This window comes from Micromonospora sp. NPDC093243 (assembly GCF_044753725.1).
Classification (GTDB): Bacteria; Actinomycetota; Actinomycetes; order Mycobacteriales; family Micromonosporaceae; genus Micromonospora.
In genome coordinates this window covers 696,329-714,169 of record NZ_JBIVNT010000003.1, presented here as the reverse complement: position 1 = coordinate 714,169, position 17,841 = coordinate 696,329, and the positions used below count along the sequence as shown (strand labels likewise).

17 protein-coding genes are annotated in these 17,841 nt (G+C 73.8%); 6 read left to right on the top strand and 11 right to left on the bottom strand.

Annotated elements, in window-relative coordinates; genetic code table 11:
• Positions 1–276 precede the first annotated feature (276 nt).
• Positions 277–1,470 carry a hypothetical protein gene (locus tag ACIP9D_RS12935; protein ID WP_350875171.1) on the top strand — a complete coding sequence of 398 codons (1,194 nt, stop codon included), beginning with the start codon at positions 277–279 and terminating at the stop codon, positions 1,468–1,470.
• Between the two features lie 91 nt (positions 1,471–1,561).
• Here ACIP9D_RS12935 and dxs read toward each other — a convergent pair whose 3' ends face one another.
• The 4 genes from dxs to ACIP9D_RS12915 all read right to left on the bottom strand — a co-directional run bounded on the left by dxs (position 1,562) and on the right by ACIP9D_RS12915 (position 8,178).
• Positions 1,562–3,517: a 1-deoxy-D-xylulose-5-phosphate synthase gene (gene dxs / locus ACIP9D_RS12930; RefSeq protein WP_350875169.1), complete on the bottom strand. Its 1,956-nt coding sequence runs from the start codon at positions 3,515–3,517 to the stop codon at positions 1,562–1,564.
• A gap of 83 nt (positions 3,518–3,600) precedes the next feature.
• Positions 3,601–4,782, bottom strand: a complete 1,182-nt coding sequence (locus ACIP9D_RS12925; protein ID WP_350875167.1) for an anhydro-N-acetylmuramic acid kinase — start codon at positions 4,780–4,782, stop codon at positions 3,601–3,603.
• Positions 4,783–4,841: 59 nt separating this feature from the next.
• The gene (locus ACIP9D_RS12920) at positions 4,842–6,119 is read right to left on the bottom strand and encodes a TRAM domain-containing protein (protein ID WP_350875165.1); all 1,278 of its coding nucleotides are present in this window, start codon (positions 6,117–6,119) and stop codon (positions 4,842–4,844) included.
• Positions 6,112–8,178, bottom strand: a complete 2,067-nt coding sequence (locus ACIP9D_RS12915; protein WP_350875163.1) for an APC family permease — start codon at positions 8,176–8,178, stop codon at positions 6,112–6,114. Before ACIP9D_RS12915 ends, ACIP9D_RS12920 begins: the two co-directional genes overlap by 8 nt.
• A 159-nt stretch (positions 8,179–8,337) precedes the next feature.
• Between ACIP9D_RS12915 and ACIP9D_RS12910 the strand changes: the two genes are divergently transcribed.
• Together ACIP9D_RS12910 and ACIP9D_RS12905 are read left to right on the top strand one after the other, a co-directional pair.
• Entirely contained in the window at positions 8,338–9,003 is a 666-nt protein-coding gene (locus tag ACIP9D_RS12910) for a TrkA family potassium uptake protein (protein ID WP_350875161.1), read from the top strand.
• A 3-nt stretch (positions 9,004–9,006) separates the two neighbouring features.
• Positions 9,007–9,696, top strand: a complete 690-nt coding sequence (locus ACIP9D_RS12905; protein ID WP_350875159.1) for a TrkA family potassium uptake protein — start codon at positions 9,007–9,009, stop codon at positions 9,694–9,696.
• A gap of 48 nt (positions 9,697–9,744) precedes the next feature.
• Here the strand turns inward: ACIP9D_RS12905 and ACIP9D_RS12900 are convergent, their stop codons facing one another.
• The 4 genes from ACIP9D_RS12900 to dut all read right to left on the bottom strand — a co-directional run bounded on the left by ACIP9D_RS12900 (position 9,745) and on the right by dut (position 12,176).
• Positions 9,745–10,425: a DUF3159 domain-containing protein gene (locus tag ACIP9D_RS12900; RefSeq protein ID WP_350875157.1), complete on the bottom strand. Its 681-nt coding sequence runs from the start codon at positions 10,423–10,425 to the stop codon at positions 9,745–9,747.
• Between the two features lie 28 nt (positions 10,426–10,453).
• Positions 10,454–10,834: an OB-fold nucleic acid binding domain-containing protein gene (locus ACIP9D_RS12895; RefSeq protein ID WP_350875154.1), complete on the bottom strand. Its 381-nt coding sequence runs from the start codon at positions 10,832–10,834 to the stop codon at positions 10,454–10,456.
• Positions 10,835–10,960: 126 nt separating this feature from the next.
• Positions 10,961–11,638, bottom strand: coding sequence for a DUF3710 domain-containing protein (locus ACIP9D_RS12890; RefSeq protein WP_350875151.1), 678 nt, complete (start codon positions 11,636–11,638; stop codon positions 10,961–10,963).
• A gap of 25 nt (positions 11,639–11,663) precedes the next feature.
• Positions 11,664–12,176: a dUTP diphosphatase gene (gene dut / locus ACIP9D_RS12885; protein ID WP_350875148.1), complete on the bottom strand. Its 513-nt coding sequence runs from the start codon at positions 12,174–12,176 to the stop codon at positions 11,664–11,666.
• A gap of 88 nt (positions 12,177–12,264) precedes the next feature.
• On the opposite strand from dut, the gene ACIP9D_RS12880 reads away from it, so the two are divergent.
• Positions 12,265–12,759: a DUF3093 domain-containing protein gene (locus ACIP9D_RS12880; RefSeq protein ID WP_350875441.1), complete on the top strand. Its 495-nt coding sequence runs from the start codon at positions 12,265–12,267 to the stop codon at positions 12,757–12,759.
• Positions 12,760–12,836: 77 nt separating this feature from the next.
• Here ACIP9D_RS12880 and ACIP9D_RS12875 read toward each other — a convergent pair whose 3' ends face one another.
• Positions 12,837–13,634 carry a hypothetical protein gene (locus ACIP9D_RS12875; RefSeq protein ID WP_350875145.1) on the bottom strand — a complete coding sequence of 266 codons (798 nt, stop codon included), beginning with the start codon at positions 13,632–13,634 and terminating at the stop codon, positions 12,837–12,839.
• A 133-nt stretch (positions 13,635–13,767) separates the two neighbouring features.
• On the bottom strand, positions 13,768–14,064 hold the full coding sequence (locus ACIP9D_RS12870; protein WP_007075406.1) for a DUF4193 domain-containing protein: 297 nt from the start codon (positions 14,062–14,064) through the stop codon (positions 13,768–13,770).
• A 435-nt stretch (positions 14,065–14,499) separates the two neighbouring features.
• Between ACIP9D_RS12870 and ACIP9D_RS12865 the strand changes: the two genes are divergently transcribed.
• Positions 14,500–15,015 carry a LytR C-terminal domain-containing protein gene (locus tag ACIP9D_RS12865; protein ID WP_350875439.1) on the top strand — a complete coding sequence of 172 codons (516 nt, stop codon included), beginning with the start codon at positions 14,500–14,502 and terminating at the stop codon, positions 15,013–15,015.
• A gap of 97 nt (positions 15,016–15,112) precedes the next feature.
• Here ACIP9D_RS12865 and ACIP9D_RS12860 read toward each other — a convergent pair whose 3' ends face one another.
• A complete protein-coding gene (locus ACIP9D_RS12860) occupies positions 15,113–15,937 on the bottom strand; it encodes an inositol monophosphatase family protein (RefSeq protein ID WP_350875143.1) in 825 nt (274 codons plus the stop codon).
• A gap of 288 nt (positions 15,938–16,225) precedes the next feature.
• Between ACIP9D_RS12860 and ACIP9D_RS12855 the strand changes: the two genes are divergently transcribed.
• On the top strand, positions 16,226–17,824 hold the full coding sequence (locus ACIP9D_RS12855) for an RNA polymerase sigma factor (RefSeq protein WP_350875140.1): 1,599 nt from the start codon (positions 16,226–16,228) through the stop codon (positions 17,822–17,824).
• Positions 17,825–17,841: the final 17 nt, after the last annotated feature.

Genomic DNA, 17,841 nt, shown 5'->3' with positions numbered 1-17,841 from the left:
CGGCGCCTCGATGGTCGCGGTCCGCGTGGCGAGGGCGGTGGGGACACCCGCGGCGGCGTCGGTCTCCGGAACGGACTCGGCGCGGGGCTCGGCAGGCGTCACAGTCGGCGGAGTCTACCCGAGCGCCGAAAAAGCACTAAAGCCACCGCGTCGGTCCTTTGTGGTGCACCGTCCGGTGTGCGCGGTCGACCCGGTACGAGGTGCCGCGCCACCCTGGTCGGACATCTCGTACTATGACGCTTCCGACATCAGGGTCGAGCGATCGGGGGCGTACAGGTGGCTCGAGTCCGCGGGCGCGGCAAGCTGGCCACCGCGCTGCTGGCCGTGCTGCTGGCCACGACGGCCTGCGGTCCGGTCGCCGACCGGCAACCCGCCGACCTGCGCGTCGGCTACGACAGCCTGGACGGCTCCCTCGCGGTCTGGCCGCCTCGCGGGAGTCTGGCCGGCGATCCGGCGGTCACCGCCGCGGTCACCGCGGCGGTGCGGGCCTGGCGGTCTCCGGCGGACGACCGGGTGCACCTCTCCTCCTCCGGGATCCTCTTCTCCGGCGAGGTGGACGGCGCGCCGCTGGCCCTGGTCGCCGCGGACGTCCCCGGCGAGAGCGCCTCCTGGCTGTTGCAGCTCACCCCCGACGGCGAGCGCTACACGGTCGGACGGGCCACCGAGTACACCGACCCCGGCTACCTCGTCTACTCCGACGTGCTGCCGGTGCAGACCGCCGGCGGACGCCGCTACCTCACCTCGGGCCGGGTGGAGCGACTGCTGGGGCCGGACGGTCGTGCCCTGCCGACCCGCGACGGCATCAGCGCGGCGGTCGACGTGCCGGCCTGCCGGGCGGTGCCGCTGACGGCCACCCTGCGGGCCACCGAGTCGCTGCCTCGGGGCCGCGCCGCGGACCGGATGCTCGACCTGGGCACCGGCACCGCCGACCCGCGTTACCCGTTGGTCCGCGACGAGACCGGCTCCGGCAAGCGGGCGCTGACCGGGTTGGACACCTGCGTGCTGGCCGGCGAGCGGGGGCCGTTCGGCAGCCTCCCGCGCCGGGTGGGCGACCGGACCGCCCCGCAGTCGGCGCCGGAGTCCTGGCCGATGGCGAAGGTGGCCGTCCGGTCACTCGGTGAGGTCGCCCTCGGTGGCGGCGAACCGGCCGAGCTGGAGCAGCTCACCTGGGAGAGCGCCACCGGCCCGATGACCGCGGTGGTCTACCGGCCGGCCGGCGGCGGTGCCCCGGTGGTCTCCCCGGCCGACCGGTCCGCCCCGCTGCAGACGTACCGGCTGCCGGTGCCCGGCCAGCCATTGGTGGTGCTCAGCTGGCGGGCCAACCGGGACAGCTCGCTGTCGGTGCCGCCGGGCACGCCGCTGCTGGTGGAACGGCCCGGGCTGGCGGTCGTGCCGGAGCCGGAGCGCGCCGAGACGTTCAGCCTGGCCGGGACGGGCAAGACGCAGTACCGGTCGGTCGGCGGTCGCTGACCGGTCGCTGTCACCCAGCGCATCCTGCCCGTAGTGCGCTCACCCGACGCGACGGCGGGCGACCCGTCCGGGCCGCCCGCCGTCGTTCGCGTCAGTTCTGCGCGGCCGCGTCGTCGGCGGTGAACCCGACCGGCTCGACCGGCGTGCCGTCCAGCCCGGAGATCCAACCGGTGACGTCCCGGGCCACGTCCTGCGCGGTGAGACGCAGGTCCGTGAGGATCTGCGCCCGGGTGCCGTGCGGGTGCCAGTCCGCCGGTACGCCCAGGTCGCGCAGCGGCACCCGGACGTCGGCGTCGCGCATGGCCTGGCCGAGCGCGTCGCCGACCCCGCCGACCCGTACGCCGTCCTCGACGGAGACCACGAGCCGGTGCCCGGCGGCCAGCTCGACCAGCTCGGCCGGGACCGGACGGACCCAGCGCGGGTCGACCACGGTGACCCCGTAGCCCTGCTCGGCGACCCGGGCGGCGACCTCCATGCCGAGGTGACCGAAGGCGCCGACCGCGACCAGCAGCACGTCGGTCCGCGCGGACTCGGCCAGCACGTCGACCGAACCGACCCGGCGGACGGCCGGCAGGTCGGCGGCGACCGTGCCGGTCGGGAAGCGGACCACGGTCGGGCCGTCGTCGACCCCGATCGCCTCGCGCAGCTCCTCGCGCAGCGTGGCGGCGTCGCGGGGCGCGGCGATCCGCAGGCCCGGCACCACCCCGAAGACGGACATGTCCCAGATGCCGTAGTGGCTCGGCCCGTCCGGGCCGGTGATGCCGGCCCGGTCCAGCACGAAGGTCACCGGCAGCTTGTGCATCGCCACGTCCAGCAGCACCTGGTCGAAGGCCCGGTTGAGGAAGGTGGCGTAGACCGCCACCACCGGGTGCAGCCCGCCGAGCGCCAGGCCGGCGGCAGAGGTGGCCGCGTGCTGCTCGGCGATGCCGACGTCGTAGGTGCGCTCCGGGTACTTGCGGGCGAGCGCGGCGATGCCGGTCGGCTCGGCCATCGCCGCGGTGACGCCCACCACGTCGGGCCGCTCGTCGGCGATCGCGACCAGCTCGTCGGCGAAGACGTGCGTCCACTTCACCGAGGGGGCGGCGACCAGCTTGCCGGTCTCGATGTCGAAGGCGCTGCCGGGGCCGTGCAGGCAGTCGGCCTCGTCCTCCTCGGCCGGCCGGTAGCCGTAGCCCTTGCGGGTGACCGCGTGCACGATCACCGGGCCGCCGAAGTTCTTCGCGGCCCGCAGCGAGGACTCGACCGCGGCGATGTCGTGCCCGTCGACCGGACCCACGTACTTGATGCCGAGGTCCTCGAACATCGCCTGCGGGGCGACCGCGTCCTTGATGCCCTTCTTGACCGCGTGCAGCACCTCGTACATCGGCCTGCCGACCAGCGGGGTGGAGCCGAGGGCGTCCTTGACCGTGTCGAGCACCTTCTCGTAGCCCGGGTTGAGCCGCAGCGAGGAGAGGTGGTCGGCGAGCCCGCCGATGGTCGGCGCGTAGGACCGGCCGTTGTCGTTGACCACGATCACGAGGGGGTTGCCGGCGGTGGCGATGTTGTTCAGCGCCTCCCAGCACATGCCGCCGGTCAGCGCGCCGTCGCCGACCACGGCGACCACGCTGCGCGACTCGCCGCGCAGCGCGTACGCCTTGGCCAGCCCGTCGGCGTACGAGAGCGCGGTGGAGGCATGCGAGTTCTCGACCAGGTCGTGCTCGCTCTCCGCCTGGCTCGGGTAGCCGGAGAGGCCGCCGCGCTGGCGGAGCCGGTCGAACCCGGCCTGCCGGCCGGTGACGATCTTGTGCACGTACGCCTGGTGGCCGGTGTCGAACAGGAGGCGGTCCCGCGGCGAGTCGAAGACGCGGTGCATGGCGAGTGTCAGCTCGACCACACCCAGGTTGGGGCCGACGTGCCCGCCGGTGCGGGACACCTTGGCGATCAGAAAGTCACGGATCTCGGCGGCGAGGATGTCCAACTGTTCGGTGGACATCCGCTTGACGTCCTGCGGGCCCCGGACCGTGGCCAGCAGCCTGCCGTGGTTGGCCGTGTCCTCTTCAACACTCATGAGGGCAGAGTCTAACGGCCGTTCGGCACTCCGCAGCCCGGGCCGACAACCTACGGGGGCGCGGCAGGGCGCTGAGCAGCCGGTCAGGAGCGGATTCGCAGCCGGCGCGGTGGCACCACCGGGCCGGCCTCCGGGCCCGGCCCGGCGGGGGTCCAGGAGCCGAGCACGGCCGCCCGGGAGGCCCCGGTGACCGAGCGGATCGCGCCGGGCAGGCCGTGCCAGGAGAGCCAGCCGAGCAGCGCGAAGGCGTACGCCTCCTTGGCCTGCGCCGGCACGCCCAGTTCGTCCGTGGTGCGCAGCCGCCAGCGGCCGGCGCCGAGCGCGGCGAGCCGGCCGCGCAGGGTGGGATTGCGCACCCCGCCGCCGGCGGCGATCACCTCGGCCACCCGGTGCCGGTCGCACTCGGCGGCGACCACCCGGGCGGTCAGCTCGGTCAGCGTGGCCAGCACGTCGTCGGCCGGGACCGGCTCGCCGAGCCCGGCCAGCCGCTCGTCCAGGTACCCGGCGTGGAACAGCTCCTTGCCGGTCGACTTCGGCCGCGCCGCGGCGTAGTACGGCTCGGCGAGCAGCGCGTCGAGCAGGCGCGGGTGCACCCGGCCGGCCGCCGCCCGGGCGCCGTCGAGGTCGCAGGGCCGGTCCAGGAAGCGGCGGGCCGCCGCGTCGAGCAGGGCGTTGGCCGGCCCGATGTCGTACCCGAGCACCGGCGCGCCCGGGGCGACCACCGTGAGGTTGGCGATCCCGCCGAGGTTCAGCGCGGCCCGCGGCCCGGCCGTGCCGTCCGGCGCACCGGCGTCCGGGGCCAGCAGCAACGCGTCGAAGGCCGGCACCAGCGGCGCGCCCTGCCCGCCGGCGGCGATGTCCGCCGAGCGCAGGTCGCTGAGCACGGGTACGCCGACCCGGGCGGCCACCCGGGCCACCGCGCCGAGTTGCAGGGTGCCCCGGACCACGCCCTGCTCCACCCAGTGGAAGACGGTCTGCCCGGGCGAGACCACCACGTCGGCCGCGCCGCCGGCCAGCTCCACCCCGACCGCCGCCGCCTCGGCGAAGACCTCGCCCAGCCTGTTGTCCAGCTGGCAGACCGCCTCGATGGTGGTTGCGGCCGGGGGCAGCAGCGCGCCGATCCGGGCCCGCAGCTCCGCCTCGTAGTCGAGGCCGCGGTGCCCCAGCGGTCGCAGCCACAGGGTGTCCCCCTCGGCGGTGAACTCGGCGGCAACCACGTCCACCCCGTCGTACGAGGTGCCCGACATCAATCCGACGATCTTCACCGCGCCAGGCTAGTGGCCCAGCCTCGGAGCCCGACAGCTCGCCGGGCCGGCAGCGGCGCTCAGTCGGCCGGCAGCAGCAGCCCGACCAGCTCGACGTGCTGGGTCATCGGGAACAGGTCGAACCCGCGCAGCGCGGCGAGCCGCCAGCCCAGCTCGGCGAAGGTGCGCACGTCCCGGGCGAAGGCGGCCGGGTCGCAGGCCACGTACCCGATCGCCCGCGGTCCGGCAGCGGCCAGCTCGCGGACCACCCGGGCGCCCGCGCCGGTACGCGGCGGGTCGAGCACCACCACGTCGACCGGTCCGGTGATCCGCCGACGGGCCAGCGCGGTCTCCACCCGGGCCGCGACCACCTCGACCCGAGGCAGGTCCCGTAGGTTCTCCCGAGCCGCCGCGACGCCCTGCGCGGCCGCCTCGACCAGGGTGATCCGGCCGGTGTCGCCGACCCGGGCGGCCAGCGCCGCGGCGAAGAGCCCGGCCCCGCCGTAGAGGTCCCAGGCCGACTCGCCGGGGCGCGGGTCCACCAGCTCCAGCACCGCCGCGACAAGGGTGTCCGCCGCCGCGGGATGGACCTGCCAGAACGCGCTCGCCGGCAGCGTCCAGTCCCGCCCGCCGGCCACCTCGCGGACGGTGCTGGGCCCTTCCACCTCGGTGGCGACGCCGTCGACGACCGCCGCGACGGAGACGTCGCCGCCGGTCGAGGCGACCGTCTCCACCGCCTCGGCGTCCGGCCAGCGGGTACCGCTCGGGCTGAGCACCGGCAGCTGCTGGATCGCCGGGTGGGCGATCAGGCAGCGGTCGATCGGCACCACCTCGTGCGAGCGGTGCTTGAGCAGGCCGGCCCGGTCGGCCGCGTCCACCGCGTAGCGGACCCGGGAGCGCCAGCCCAGCGGCCCGCCCGGCAACGCCTCGACCCGGACGCCGAGCCGGTCCAGCTCGGCGTCGGTGAGCCCGCCCAGCCGGGTCAGCTGCTCGCGTACCACCGCGGCCTTCCACTCCAGCTGCGCCGCGGGCGCGACGTGTTGCAGGTCGCAGCCGCCGCAGCGGCCCGGCCGGGCGTACGGGCAGGGCGCCTCGACCCGGTCCCGGGAGGCCGACAGCACGGTCACCGCGTCGGCCCGGACGAAGCCCCGGTGCACCTCGGTGACCTCGGCGACGACCCGCTCGCCGGGCAGCGCGTGCCGGACGAAGACCACCTGCCCGTCCACCCGGGCCACGCAGTGCCCGCCCGGGGCGACCGGGCCGACGGTCAGCTCGACCCGCTCCGCCTCGGCCAGCCCGCGCTCGTCGCCCGCGCCACCCGTCTCCGGGCCGCCCGGTACCGCGACCGGCTCAGTCACGACCGCTCCCCGACTCGCCGGGCGGCGCGGAGACCACCGGCGGGACGTCCGGCGGCAGGGCGCTGCGCGGCACCACCCGGGGCCCGCGGGCCGGGCCGAGGGAGAGCGTGGCGTCCAGCCGGTCCAGGTCCTTCCTCGCGGTCGAGGCGAGCTGCCACGGCACGCTGGTCACCATCACCCCCGGTTCGAAGAGCAGCCGGGTCTTGAGCCGCAACGCGCTCTGGTTGTGCAAGAGGTTCTCCCACCAACGCCCGACCACGTACTCGGGGATGAAGACGGTGACCACGTCGCGCGGCGACTCCCGGCGGGTGTTGGCGACGAAATCCAGGATCGGCCGGGTGATCTCCCGGTACGGCGAGTCGACCACGGTCAGCGGCACCGGCAGCTCCCGCCGCTCCCACTCCTGCTGCAAGTCCCGGGTGTCCTTCTCGTCCACGTTCACGGTCACCGCGGTGATCGTGTCCGGCCGGGTGGCCCGAGCGTATGCGATGGCCCGCAGGGTCGGCTGGTGCAGCTTGCTGACCAGCACGATGGCGTGGTTGCGGGCGGGCAGCACCGCGCGGCCCTCGTCCGGCGGGGTCAGCTCGGCCGCGACCCGGTCGTAGTGCTGACGGATGCCCAGCATCACCACGTAGATCAGCGCCATCGCGGCGATCGCGATCCAGGCGCCGAGCAGGAACTTGGTGATCAGGACGATCACCAGCACCGCGCCGGTCATCACCATGCCGAAGGTGTTGATCGCCCGGGACCGGTAGATGCGGCGGCGCGCCTCCGGGTCCCGCTCGGTACGCAGGTGTCGGTTCCAGTGCCGGATCATCCCGGCCTGGGAGAGGGTGAACGAGACGAACACCCCGACGATGTAGAGCTGGATCAGCTTGGTCACCTCGGCCTGGAAGCCGACGATGAGCACGATCGCGAAGACGGCGAGGAAGACGATCCCGTTGGAGAGCGCCAGCCGGTCGCCGCGGGTGTGCAACTGCCGGGGCAGGTAGCGGTCCTGGGCGAGGATCGAGCCGAGCACCGGGAAGCCGTTGAACGCGGTGTTCGCGGCGAGGAAGAGGATCAACGCGGTCATCCCGGCGACCACGTAGAGCAGGATCGACCCGGAGCCGAAGACCGTCTCGCCGAGCTGGGTGGTGACCGTCTTCTGCACGTATCCGGCGGGGCCGGAGACGATCTGGGCTCCCGGGTCCTCGACGAACTGCAGGTGGGTCAGCCGGGCCAGCCAGATGATCCCGACCAGCATGCTCACCGCGATCACACCGAGCAGCAGCAGCGTGGTGGCCGCGTTGCGGCTCTTCGGCGCCTTGAACGCCGGCACCCCGTTGGAGATCGCCTCGACCCCGGTGAGCGCGGCGGCGCCCGAACTGAACGTCCGGAGCAGCAGGAAGACCAGGGCGAACCCGGTCACGCTGTGCTCGGCCTGGATCACCAGGTCGGCGCTGGGCGCGCGGAGCTCGTCGCCGAGCACGAAGACCCGGACCAGGCCGGTGAGGAGCATCCCGACGATCACGATCACGAAGCCGTAGGTGGGGATGGCGAACGCGGTGCCCGACTCGCGCAGCCCGCGCAGGTTGACCGAGGTCAGCAGGACCACCGCGATCACCGCGATCAGGACCTTGTGGGTCGCCACGAAGGGCACCACCGAGCCGAGGTTGGCCACCCCGGAGGAGACCGACACCGCCACCGTGAGCACGTAGTCGACCAGCAGGGCGCTGGCGACGCCGAGGCCGAACTTCGGGCCCAGGTTGACCGTGGCCACCTCGTAGTCGCCGCCGCCGGAGGGGTAGGCGTGCACGTTCTGCCGGTAGCTGGCGACCACGGTGAGCATCACCACGACCACGGCGAGCGCGATCCAGGGGGAGAACACGTACGCCGAGGCGCCGGCGATGGAGAGGGTCAGCAGGATCTCGTCGGGCGCGTACGCGACGCTGGAGAGCGCGTCGGAGGCGAAGACGGGCAGCGCGATGCGCTTCGGCAGGAGGGTGTGCTGCAGCCGGTCGGACCGGAACGGTCGACCGAGGAGGAGTCGCTTCAGCAGCGAGGTGGGACTGGCCACGAACGCCAAGGGTACGACCACCCCGCCGGGATCGGTGGGGTGGGCGATCATCGCCCGCCGTGCCGGCGCGGTACGGTCGGTCCCCGTTCCCGGCCGGGACGTGGCAGGCTCGCACTCGACGGGTCCGGCGCGGACGGGTACGCAGCTTGGGAGGGAAGCGTGCATGTCGTGATCATGGGTTGTGGGCGGGTCGGGTCGACCCTCGCGCACAGCCTGGAGGCCCGCGGGCACTCGGTCGCGGTGATCGACCACGACGCCGACGCCTTCCGCCGGCTCGGCCCGGACTTCGCCGGGATCACCGTGACCGGCGCCGGTTTCGACGGTGACGTGCTCCAGCAGGCCGGCATCGAGCGGGCCGACGCGTTCGCCGCGGTCTCCAGCGGCGACAACTCCAACATCATCTCGGCCCGGCTGGCCCGCGAGACGTTCGGCGTCTCCCGGGTGGCGGCCCGCATCTACGACCAGCGCCGGGCCCAGGTCTACGAGCGGCTCGGCATCCCGACCGTGGCCACCGTCCGGTGGACCGCCGACCGGATGCTGCGGCACCTGGTACCCGAGGGAAACGTCGAGATCTTCCGCGACCCGACCAGCACGGTGTCGATCGTCGAGGTGCCGTTGCACAAGGACTGGGTCGGCCGGTCGGTACGCGCGCTGGAGGAGACGACCGGGGCGCGGGTGGCCTACCTGACCCGGTTCGGCATCGGCACCCTGCCCACCGCGTCCAGCCTGGTGCAGGAGGGTGACCAGGTCTTCATGCTGGTCACCGACGACATCGTGGCGACGGTCACGTCGGTGGCGGCGACGCCGCCGGAAGGGGGGCACTGAGCCATGCGGATCGCCATCGCCGGCGCCGGCAACGTGGGCCGGTCGATCGCCCAGGAGCTGATCGAGAACGGCCACCAGGTGATGCTGATCGAGCGGCAGCCGAAGATGCTCCGGCCGGACCGGGTGCCCGCCGCCGAGTGGGTGCTCGCCGACGCGTGCGAGCTGGCCAGCCTGGAGGAGGCCAACCTCGCCGGCTGCGACGTGGTGGTCGCCGCCACCGGCGACGACAAGGTCAACCTGGTGGTGTCGCTGCTGGCCAAGACCGAGTTCGCGGTGCCCCGCGTGGTCGCCCGGGTGAACCGGGCGGAGAACGAGTGGCTCTTCACCGAGCAGTGGGGGGTCGACGTCGCGGTGAGCAAGCCGCGGGTGATGGCCGCCCTGGTCGAGGAGGCGGTCACCGTCGGCGACCTGGTCCGGCTGATGACCTTCCGGCAGGGCGAGGCGAACCTGGTGGAGATCACTCTGCCGCCGACCGCGCCCTACGTCGGCCAGCCGCTGCGCGCGGTGCCGCTGCCCCGCGACTCCGCGCTGGTGGCGATCCTGCGCGGCAAGCGGGTCCTGGTGCCCAGCCCGGACGACCCGATCGAGGCCGGCGACGAGCTGGTCTTCGTCTGCACCGCCGAGGTCGAGGACGCGGTTCGCGCGGTGGTGCTCGGCGCGGACAGCGTGGAGCGCACCCGCGAGTCGCGGTGACCGCCGCGCCGCGCCGGCGGCGCGGCGCTCAGACCCGCACGAGGCGGGTCAGCTGCCCGGCAGCGGGGCCGGCTGGGGCTCCCGGGTCACCCGGCGCACCGTCCAGACCGTGATCAGCAGCAGCAGCGCGTACGGCGGGTAGCCGAGCGTCAGCCGGGCCACGCCGAGCGCGGTGTCCTGGTGAGCGAGGTAGAGACCGGCCTGCACACCGACCTTGGCCAGCCAGACCACGCCCCAGAGCACGGTCAGCCTGGTGAACGTCCGCACCAGCCGCGGGTCGTCGCGCCACTCGGAGCGCCCCTTGGCGACCAGCACCGACCAGATCCAGCCCACCAGCGGCTGGCGGATGGCGGCGGAGAGCAGCAGGGCCAGCCCGTAGCCGATGCCGTAGAGGATGCCGGGGAGGTAGAAGTCGCGCTCGTCGCCCGTCCGCCAGGCGATCGCGGCGCCGATGGCGACGCCGAAGAGCCCGTTGACCGCGTGTCGGACCGGGCGGCGCTGAGCCAGCCGCAGCCCGGCGATCAGCAGCGCCACGGCCACCGAGGCGATCACCGCGGGGCGCAGCTCACCGATGATGTTGGCGATCACGAAGACCACCACCGGGATGCTCGACTCCACGAGCCCGCGCCAGCCGCCGAGCTGGTCGGCCATCTGCTCGGCGACGGTGGGCAGCCGCTCGTCGTCGGGCCCGGTCTCCGGCTGGGTGGCCCGGTCCTGTCCTGTGGTCATCGGCCGTCCGTCCGCCCTGCCAGCGCCGTCACTTGGGCGAATCCAGCTCGTAGTACGGGTTGTAGATGACCTTGCGGTCGTCCCGCATCGCGCATCGGCCGCGGGCGGTGAGGTGCCGGCCGGGCTCGATGCCGGCGATGTGCCGCCGGCCCAGCCAGACCAGCGTCACCACGTCGCTGCCGTCGTAGAGGTCGGCCTCCAGCGTGGGCAGGTTGGTCCGCGGCGTGTAGACCACCGTGCGCAGCCGCCCGGTGACCGAGACCACCTGACCCCGGGAGCACTGCCGGGCCGGCATGCAGCCGGACTCGGTGCTCTCGCGCTGCAGCTCCTCCGCCTCGATCTCGGCCTCGCTCGCGGTGAGCCGTTGCAGGAAGCGCCGCAGCGACACCCGGCTCTCGTCGGTCGTCATGACCTCCGCGTCACCCTCTCCACGCTGGCCGGCTTCGCACCGGCGCTGGCCCGGTCCCGGCGTCGCCGGGACCGTCCCGCCAGCGTACGCCGATCCGGTCGACGCCGACGGCCCGGTGACCGTCGGTCAGACCTGCCGCGGCTGCGCGCCGTCCGGCGTGGCCCCGGCCTGCTCGGCCTGCTCGGCGACGTCGCGCGGCAGCCGCAGCGGCAGCGGCTCGCGGACCGGCTTGGCCTCGTTCCCCCGGTCCACCACCAGCCCGTCCAGGCACTCGGCCAGCGGGCCCGCCGCGGCCGGGTCGGTCGCCACCGTGCCCTGGTAGACCCCACGGACCATCCAACGCGGGCCGTCGATGCCGACGAAGCGCAGATCGGTCACGCCGTCCTCGGTACGCACCTGGGCCCGCAGCTCGGTGCCGTACTCGCCCTCGACCTCCTGGGCGGCGGTGCCGTCGTTGAGCAGCGACTGGCGGATCTCCTCGCGCACCTCGTCCCAGATCCCCTCGGACCGGGGGGCGGCGAAGACGCCGAGCTGCAGCGCGTTCTGCCCGTGCACCAGCACCACCTGCTGGACGACGCCCTGCTGGTCGGCCTGCACCCGCACCTCGACCTCGGGCACGGCCGGGATGTGCAGGCTGCCGAGGTCCAGTCGGTCCACGCCGGCCGGGGCCTCCGAGATGTCGTACGGACCGCGGGCGAGCACCGGGGCGGCGGCCTCCTCGCTCTCGAGGTCGAGGACCACCTCGGCGGCCCGCTCGTCACGGCTCTGCCGCCCGTCGCCGGCCCGCTTTCGGGAGAAGATCACTGCGTCCACCCTCCGCTGTTCGCGTTCACCCTGTCACCTCTTCGCTGCGCCGGTCCGCCCGCGGCGGTTCCGCCGGCGACGGCACCAGCCCGGCGTGCCCACCGGTGGAGCCGTGCCCGCCGGTCCCCCGTCGGGACGGGGGCAGCTCGGCCACCGGCTGGAAGTCCGCCCGCGCCACCCGCTGCACAACGAGCTGGGCGATCCGGTCGCCACGGGAGATCTTCGCCGGTGTGGACCGATCGTGGTTGATCAGGTTCACCAGGATCTCCCCCCGGTAGCCGGCGTCGACCGTACCGGGCGCGTTGAGCACCGTCACACCGAGCCTGGCCGCGAGGCCGGACCGGGGGTGCACCAGGCCCACGTACCCCTCCGGGAGCGCGATCGCCAACCCCGTCGGCACCAGGGCGCGCCCGCCGGGGGGCAGCTCGACGTCCACGGCGGCCAACAGGTCGGCCCCGGCGTCGCCGGGATGGGCGTACGCGGGCAGCGGCAGCTCGGGATCGAGCTGCCGTACGGGCACGGGCACGAGGTCGGTCACGGTTCCCCTCTTCCGTCCGGATCTGCGGTGACCCTGCCATCCTGCCGGGTACCCGGGCCGCCGTCCGCCGTACCCTCGGACTGTGAGCCTGTCGCCGTCGTCGCCACCCCCGGCACCGTCCGTGCCGGCCCCCGCCGAGCACTCCGAGCGGCTCAGCCTGCCCTGGTGGCTCTGGCTGGCCGGGCTGGCATCCGCCGGGCTGCTCGCCACCGAGATCTGGATGGGGGCGCCCGGTGTGCGCGCCTGGTTGCCGTTCGCGGTGCTGCTGCCGGTCACCGTGGCCGGGCTGTGGTGGCTGGGCCGGATCCGGGTCGCGGTCCACGACGGCGAGCTGTGGGTGGACGACGCCCACCTGCCGGTGCGATACGTGGCCGACGTGGTTCCGCTCGACGCCGCCGGCCGCCGGGAGGTGCTCGGCGTCGGCGCCGACCCGTTGGCGTTCGTGGTCCAGCGGCCATGGGTCGGCGGCGCGGTCCAGGTGGTGCTGGACGATCCGGCCGACCCGACCCCGTTCTGGGTGGTCAGCACCCGCCACCCGGTGGAGCTGGCCGAGGCGGTCCTCGCCGCCCGCGACGCCCGCTGACGGCGGCGTCCACCCGACCCCGAGGCGGTCCTCGCCGCCCGCGGACGGGTACCCCGCCCGTTCCCCGGGGTCGGCGCTCAGGGCCGGTCGGACGACCAGGGCAGAGCTGACGATGGGCCGGGCAGCGCCGGGCGCTTGCCGCGCAGGTCGGTGCGGACCTGGTCGCCGAGCGACCGGGTGGCCCGTCGGTTGAGGTAGCTGGCCACGGCCGCGCCGGTGAGGAAGGGCCCCAGCGTGGTGAGGTTGCGCCCGAAGCGGCGCAGTACGGTGTCCCGCAGCTCCCGCCGGGCGGCGGTGCCGAGGACCGCGCCGACGCCAGCGCCCGGCATCATCGGATTCACCCCGCGCTGAGTGGCCCAGGCGTGCACCAGGGCGACCGCGCGCGGACCCCGGCCGGTGGGCAGCGGGACGCGGTAGATCTCGTGCAGCTCGCCGATCAGCTTGAGCTCGATCGCCACCACGGCGACCGTCTCCGCGGCCAGCAGCACCGGCGCGGAGAGCAGGGTCGGCGTGACCGCCCACTCGACCGCGGCGACCCCGCCACCGGCCGCGCCCACCCCGGCGGTCGATCGGGCGGCGTTACGGACCAACCGGTCGGCCAGCGCCTCGTCGTCGAGCCCCTCGAAGTGCCGGCGCAGCGTGGCCAGGTCACGGACGGGCACGTGCGGCGCGACCTCGGTGACAGTGTCGACCATCCAGCGGACCGCGGCCCGCGGCTTGAACAGATCACCCAGCCCGCGGGCGCGGGCCTGGCCGACCAGCCGGCCCAGCAGCTGCCGGCGCCGGACCGGCGCGATGTCGTCGGCGGTCAAGGCCGCCACAGTGGCGCCCAGCTCCGCTGGCTCGCGCTCAGGCGCGCCACCTCGCTCGCTCATCGGTCCGACCTCCCGGGTGGCTGACGCCGTCGTTGGCTACCCGTTACGAGTCAAGCAGCTCCCCACGATCGGCGCACGGTGACGCCGGCAGCGGCGGCCTCGCTCTGGAGGCCGCCGCCGGTTTGGACAAAGGTCAGACGCACTCGCGGCAGATCAGCTCGCCGTTGCGCTCGACCGCCAACTGGCTGCGGTGGTGCACCAGGAAGCAGCGGGCACAGCGGAACTCGTCCTGCTGCATCGGCAGCACCTTGACCGTGAGCTCCTCGTCGGCCAGATCGGCTCCGGGCAGCTCGAAGCTCTCGGCCACTTCGGCCTCATCGACGTCCACGGCGCCCGACTGTGAGTCGACGCGTCGGGCCTTGAGCTCTTCCAGGCTGTCCTCGCCGAGGTCGACCTCGTCGCGACGCGGGGCGTCGTAGTCGGTGGCCATCGGTTTCACTCTCCCATATCGATGTTGTCGCTTCCGGTTGTAACGCCGGACGACGCTGTTTCGGTTCCGCTGGCCGGCCACCCGTTGTGTCGGTCACCCGACCCGGGATCCGTCCCGATCGAAGCCTCCGGGGTAAACCCCCCGGCGAGCGCGGTACCTTACCCCCCCTTTGGGCGAGGCATGTATACCGCCCTCGGCGCAGAGATGTACGCCCCCGCACGGGAAGTTGTTCCCAATGTGACTCAGGCGACACGAAGATAGGGGTAGTAGTACCTGGTTCCCGGGTGGCGCGCCGGCATGTCCGGCTGTTTCCACGCGACGGCCGGACAACAGTTAACCTCAGCGGCGTACCCGGCGGCCGGGGTGCGGCGCGTCTGCCTGCGGTCGCCGCCACCCACCTGGAGTCCGGGGAGCACCCAGATGAGTTTTGCGCGAGTGCGGGCGCTCGTTGTCGTCGGCCTGCTGGCGGCTGTCGCCCTGGTCTTCGTGGTCGTCGCGGTGGTCCGCGACACCCAGGGCAACGCCGGCACCGCCAAGGGCTGCCCGGAGGGCTGGCCGCTCGCCGACGTCACCCTCCGGGAGTACAAGGACGTCAAGATCAATGTGCTGAACGCCACCGACAACCGAGGGCTCGCCGGCAACGTCGCGGACGACTTCCGCAACCGCAAGTTCCAGGTCAAGAAGGTGAGCGACGCGCCGAAGGGCGTCGACGACGTGGCCGTGCTCCGGTTCGGCCCGAAGGGCGTGGGGTCGGCCCACCTGCTCCGGGCGTTCTTCCTCAACAACGCCGACCGGGAGTACGACCCGAAGCGGACCGACGACACGGTGGACGTGGTGCTCGGCAACAGCTTCCAGCAGCTCGCCACCACGACCGAGGTGAACCAGTCCCTCGGCGACCTCGGCTCGCCCGAGGCGCCGCCCGGCACCTGCCCCGTGTCCAAGGACCAGTGACCCGCCGCCGACCCGGCGGCGTACCGTCCGACCGGGTCGGCGGCCCTGGCGTCGGCCGGCAGTCCGGCAGGCGGGCGTGGACGTCGGCCGGCGGTCGTCAGGGACCGCCGGAGGCGTCGAGGTCGGCGAGCCGGTCGTGCAGCGGCGTGAAGAGCGCCGGCGGGGCGGCGATCACCAGGTCCGGCCCGGCCGGGCGGTTGTCGAGTCCGGCCACCCGGAGCCCGGCCTCGGTGGCCACCAAGGCCCCGGCGGCCTGGTCCCAGGCGGCCAGCCCCTTCTCGTAGTAGGCGTCCAGCCGGCCCTCCGCGGCCAGGCAGAGGTCCAGCGCGGCGGCGCCCAGCCGGCGGATGTCCCGGACGTGCGGGATCAGCTCGGCGACCACCCGGGCCTGGTGCGCGCGTCGCTTCGGGTCGTAGCCGAAACCGGTGGCGACCAGCGCCTGGCCCAGGTCGGTCTCGGTGGAGCACCGCAGCCGCTCGCCGTCGCGCCACGCGCCGCCGCCGGCCGTGGCGGTCCACTCCTCGCCGGTCGCCACGTTGCGCACCACCCCGGCGACCACCTCGCCGTCCACCTCGGCGGCGAGCGACACGGCGCAGTACGGCAGCCCATAGAGGTAGTTGACGGTGCCGTCGATCGGGTCGACGATCCAGCGCACGCCGCCGGCGCCGACCGGCCCGGTGTCGCCCGCGCCGTACTCCTCGCCGAGCACCGCGTCGGTCGGCCGGATCCGGCGCAGCGCGTCCAGCACCTGCCGCTCGACCGCCCGGTCGGCCGCGGTCACCACGTCGGTCACCGTGCTTTTTGTGGCAGCCACCGAGACGCCCTCGGCCCGCATCCGGTGCGCCGTCGCGGCGGCGTCCCGGGCCACCTCGATCGCGATCTCCAGCAACTCCCGGGGTGGCGGCGGCGTCGTACGGTCCATCCTTCGTCCCCTTCCCGCACGACCGGGGCGTTCCCGCTCACGCGCGAGTATCATCCTTACAAAGTCCACATCTGCGTCGAATTGGCGGTCCCCGCACCCAGTACGCCGTGCGGCGCAGGATGATCGCCGCAGACGGCGTTACAATTCACCCCTGCCCACGCGCCACGGGCGGCCGAACGACAGGCCGACCGGGGACACGGGGGCTCCTCAACCACATCGCTCGGCACGGTGGCCCCGCTGCGCCGGACGACCCGGCCGTGCTCGCTCTTCGCCTCCGGAAGGTCATTCGTGACAGAACCCCGCCAGACCGGCGCCGACGTTCGCTCGCTCACCGACACCCTGATCGCCCACGCGCAGAGCGCCGGCGGCCAGCTCACGTCGGCCCAGCTCGCGCGCACCGTCGAGTCCGCCGAGGTGACTCCGGCCCAGGCCAAGAAGATCCTGCGGGCGCTCTCCGAGGCGGGAGTGACCGTGGTCGTGGACGGCTCGGCGAGCACCCGCCGCCGGGTCGCCGCCGCCCGCTCGGCCACCCCGGCGTCCCGGGCCACCACCGCCAAGACCACCAAGAAGGCCGCCGCGCCCGCCCCGAAGCAGGCGCCCGCCGCCGACGAGGCCCCCGCGCCCGCCCCGCGGAAGGCGACCGCGCGCAAGGCCGCCGGCACCACCGCCGAGGTGGCCGCCAAGGCGGCGGCACCGGCCAAGGCGGCGAAGGCGACCCGCGCCACCAAGGCGACCGTCGCCGCGACCGGCGGTAAGCCGGCCAAGGCCGGGGCGGAGGGCGCCGAGGGCGAGATCGACCCGGAGGAGTTGGCCGCCGAGATCGAGGACGTGGTGGTCGAGGAGCCGGCCGAGCTGACCAAGGCCGCCGAGGCCGACGCGGCGAGTTCGGCCACCGACAACGACTTCGAGTGGGACGACGAGGAGTCCGAGGCGCTCAAGCAGGCCCGGCGTGACGCCGAGCTGACCGCCTCCGCCGACTCGGTCCGGGCCTACCTCAAGCAGATCGGCAAGGTTCCGCTGCTCAACGCGGAGCAGGAGGTCGAGCTAGCCAAGCGGATCGAGGCCGGGCTCTACGCCGCCGAGCGGCTGCGCGCCGCCGACGAGGGCGAGGAGAAGCTCACCCGCGAGATGCAGCGCGACCTGATGTGGATCTCCCGCGACGGCGAGCGGGCCAAGAACCACCTGCTCGAGGCGAACCTGCGGCTGGTGGTCTCGCTGGCCAAGCGCTACACCGGCCGCGGCATGGCCTTCCTCGACCTGATCCAGGAGGGCAACCTCGGTCTCATCCGGGCGGTCGAGAAGTTCGACTACACCAAGGGCTACAAGTTCTCCACCTACGCCACCTGGTGGATCCGGCAGGCGATCACCCGGGCGATGGCCGACCAGGCCCGCACCATCCGCATCCCGGTGCACATGGTCGAGGTGATCAACAAGCTCGGCCGCATCCAGCGGGAGCTGCTCCAGGACCTGGGCCGCGAGCCCACCCCGGAGGAGCTCGCCAAGGAGATGGACATCACACCGGAGAAGGTGCTGGAGATCCAGCAGTACGCCCGGGAGCCCATCTCGCTCGACCAGACCATCGGTGACGAGGGCGACAGCCAGCTCGGTGACTTCATCGAGGACTCGGAGGCCGTGGTCGCGGTCGACGCGGTCTCGTTCTCCCTGCTGCAGGATCAGCTCCAGCAGGTGCTCCAGACGCTCTCCGAGCGCGAGGCGGGCGTCGTGCGCCTGCGCTTCGGCCTCACCGACGGCCAGCCGCGCACGCTGGACGAGATCGGTCAGGTCTACGGGGTGACCCGGGAGCGGATCCGGCAGATCGAGTCGAAGACCATGTCCAAGCTGCGCCACCCGTCCCGGTCACAGGTTCTCCGGGATTACCTGGACTGAGCCGAAAACGTCAACTC

Bases quoted from the DNA above. Each gene is read 5' to 3' on its own strand.
- dxs (WP_350875169.1), bottom strand. From the start codon at position 3,517: ATGAGTGTTGAAGAGGACACGGCCAACCACGGCAGGCTGCTGGCCACG.
- ACIP9D_RS12905 (WP_350875159.1), top strand. From the start codon at position 9,007: ATGCGGATCGCCATCGCCGGCGCCGGCAACGTGGGCCGGTCGATCGCC.
- ACIP9D_RS12900 (WP_350875157.1), bottom strand. From the start codon at position 10,425: ATGACCACAGGACAGGACCGGGCCACCCAGCCGGAGACCGGGCCCGAC.
- ACIP9D_RS12895 (WP_350875154.1), bottom strand. From the start codon at position 10,834: ATGACGACCGACGAGAGCCGGGTGTCGCTGCGGCGCTTCCTGCAACGG.
- ACIP9D_RS12875 (WP_350875145.1), bottom strand. From the start codon at position 13,634: ATGAGCGAGCGAGGTGGCGCGCCTGAGCGCGAGCCAGCGGAGCTGGGC.
- ACIP9D_RS12870 (WP_007075406.1), bottom strand. From the start codon at position 14,064: ATGGCCACCGACTACGACGCCCCGCGTCGCGACGAGGTCGACCTCGGC.
- ACIP9D_RS12860 (WP_350875143.1), bottom strand. From the start codon at position 15,937: ATGGACCGTACGACGCCGCCGCCACCCCGGGAGTTGCTGGAGATCGCG.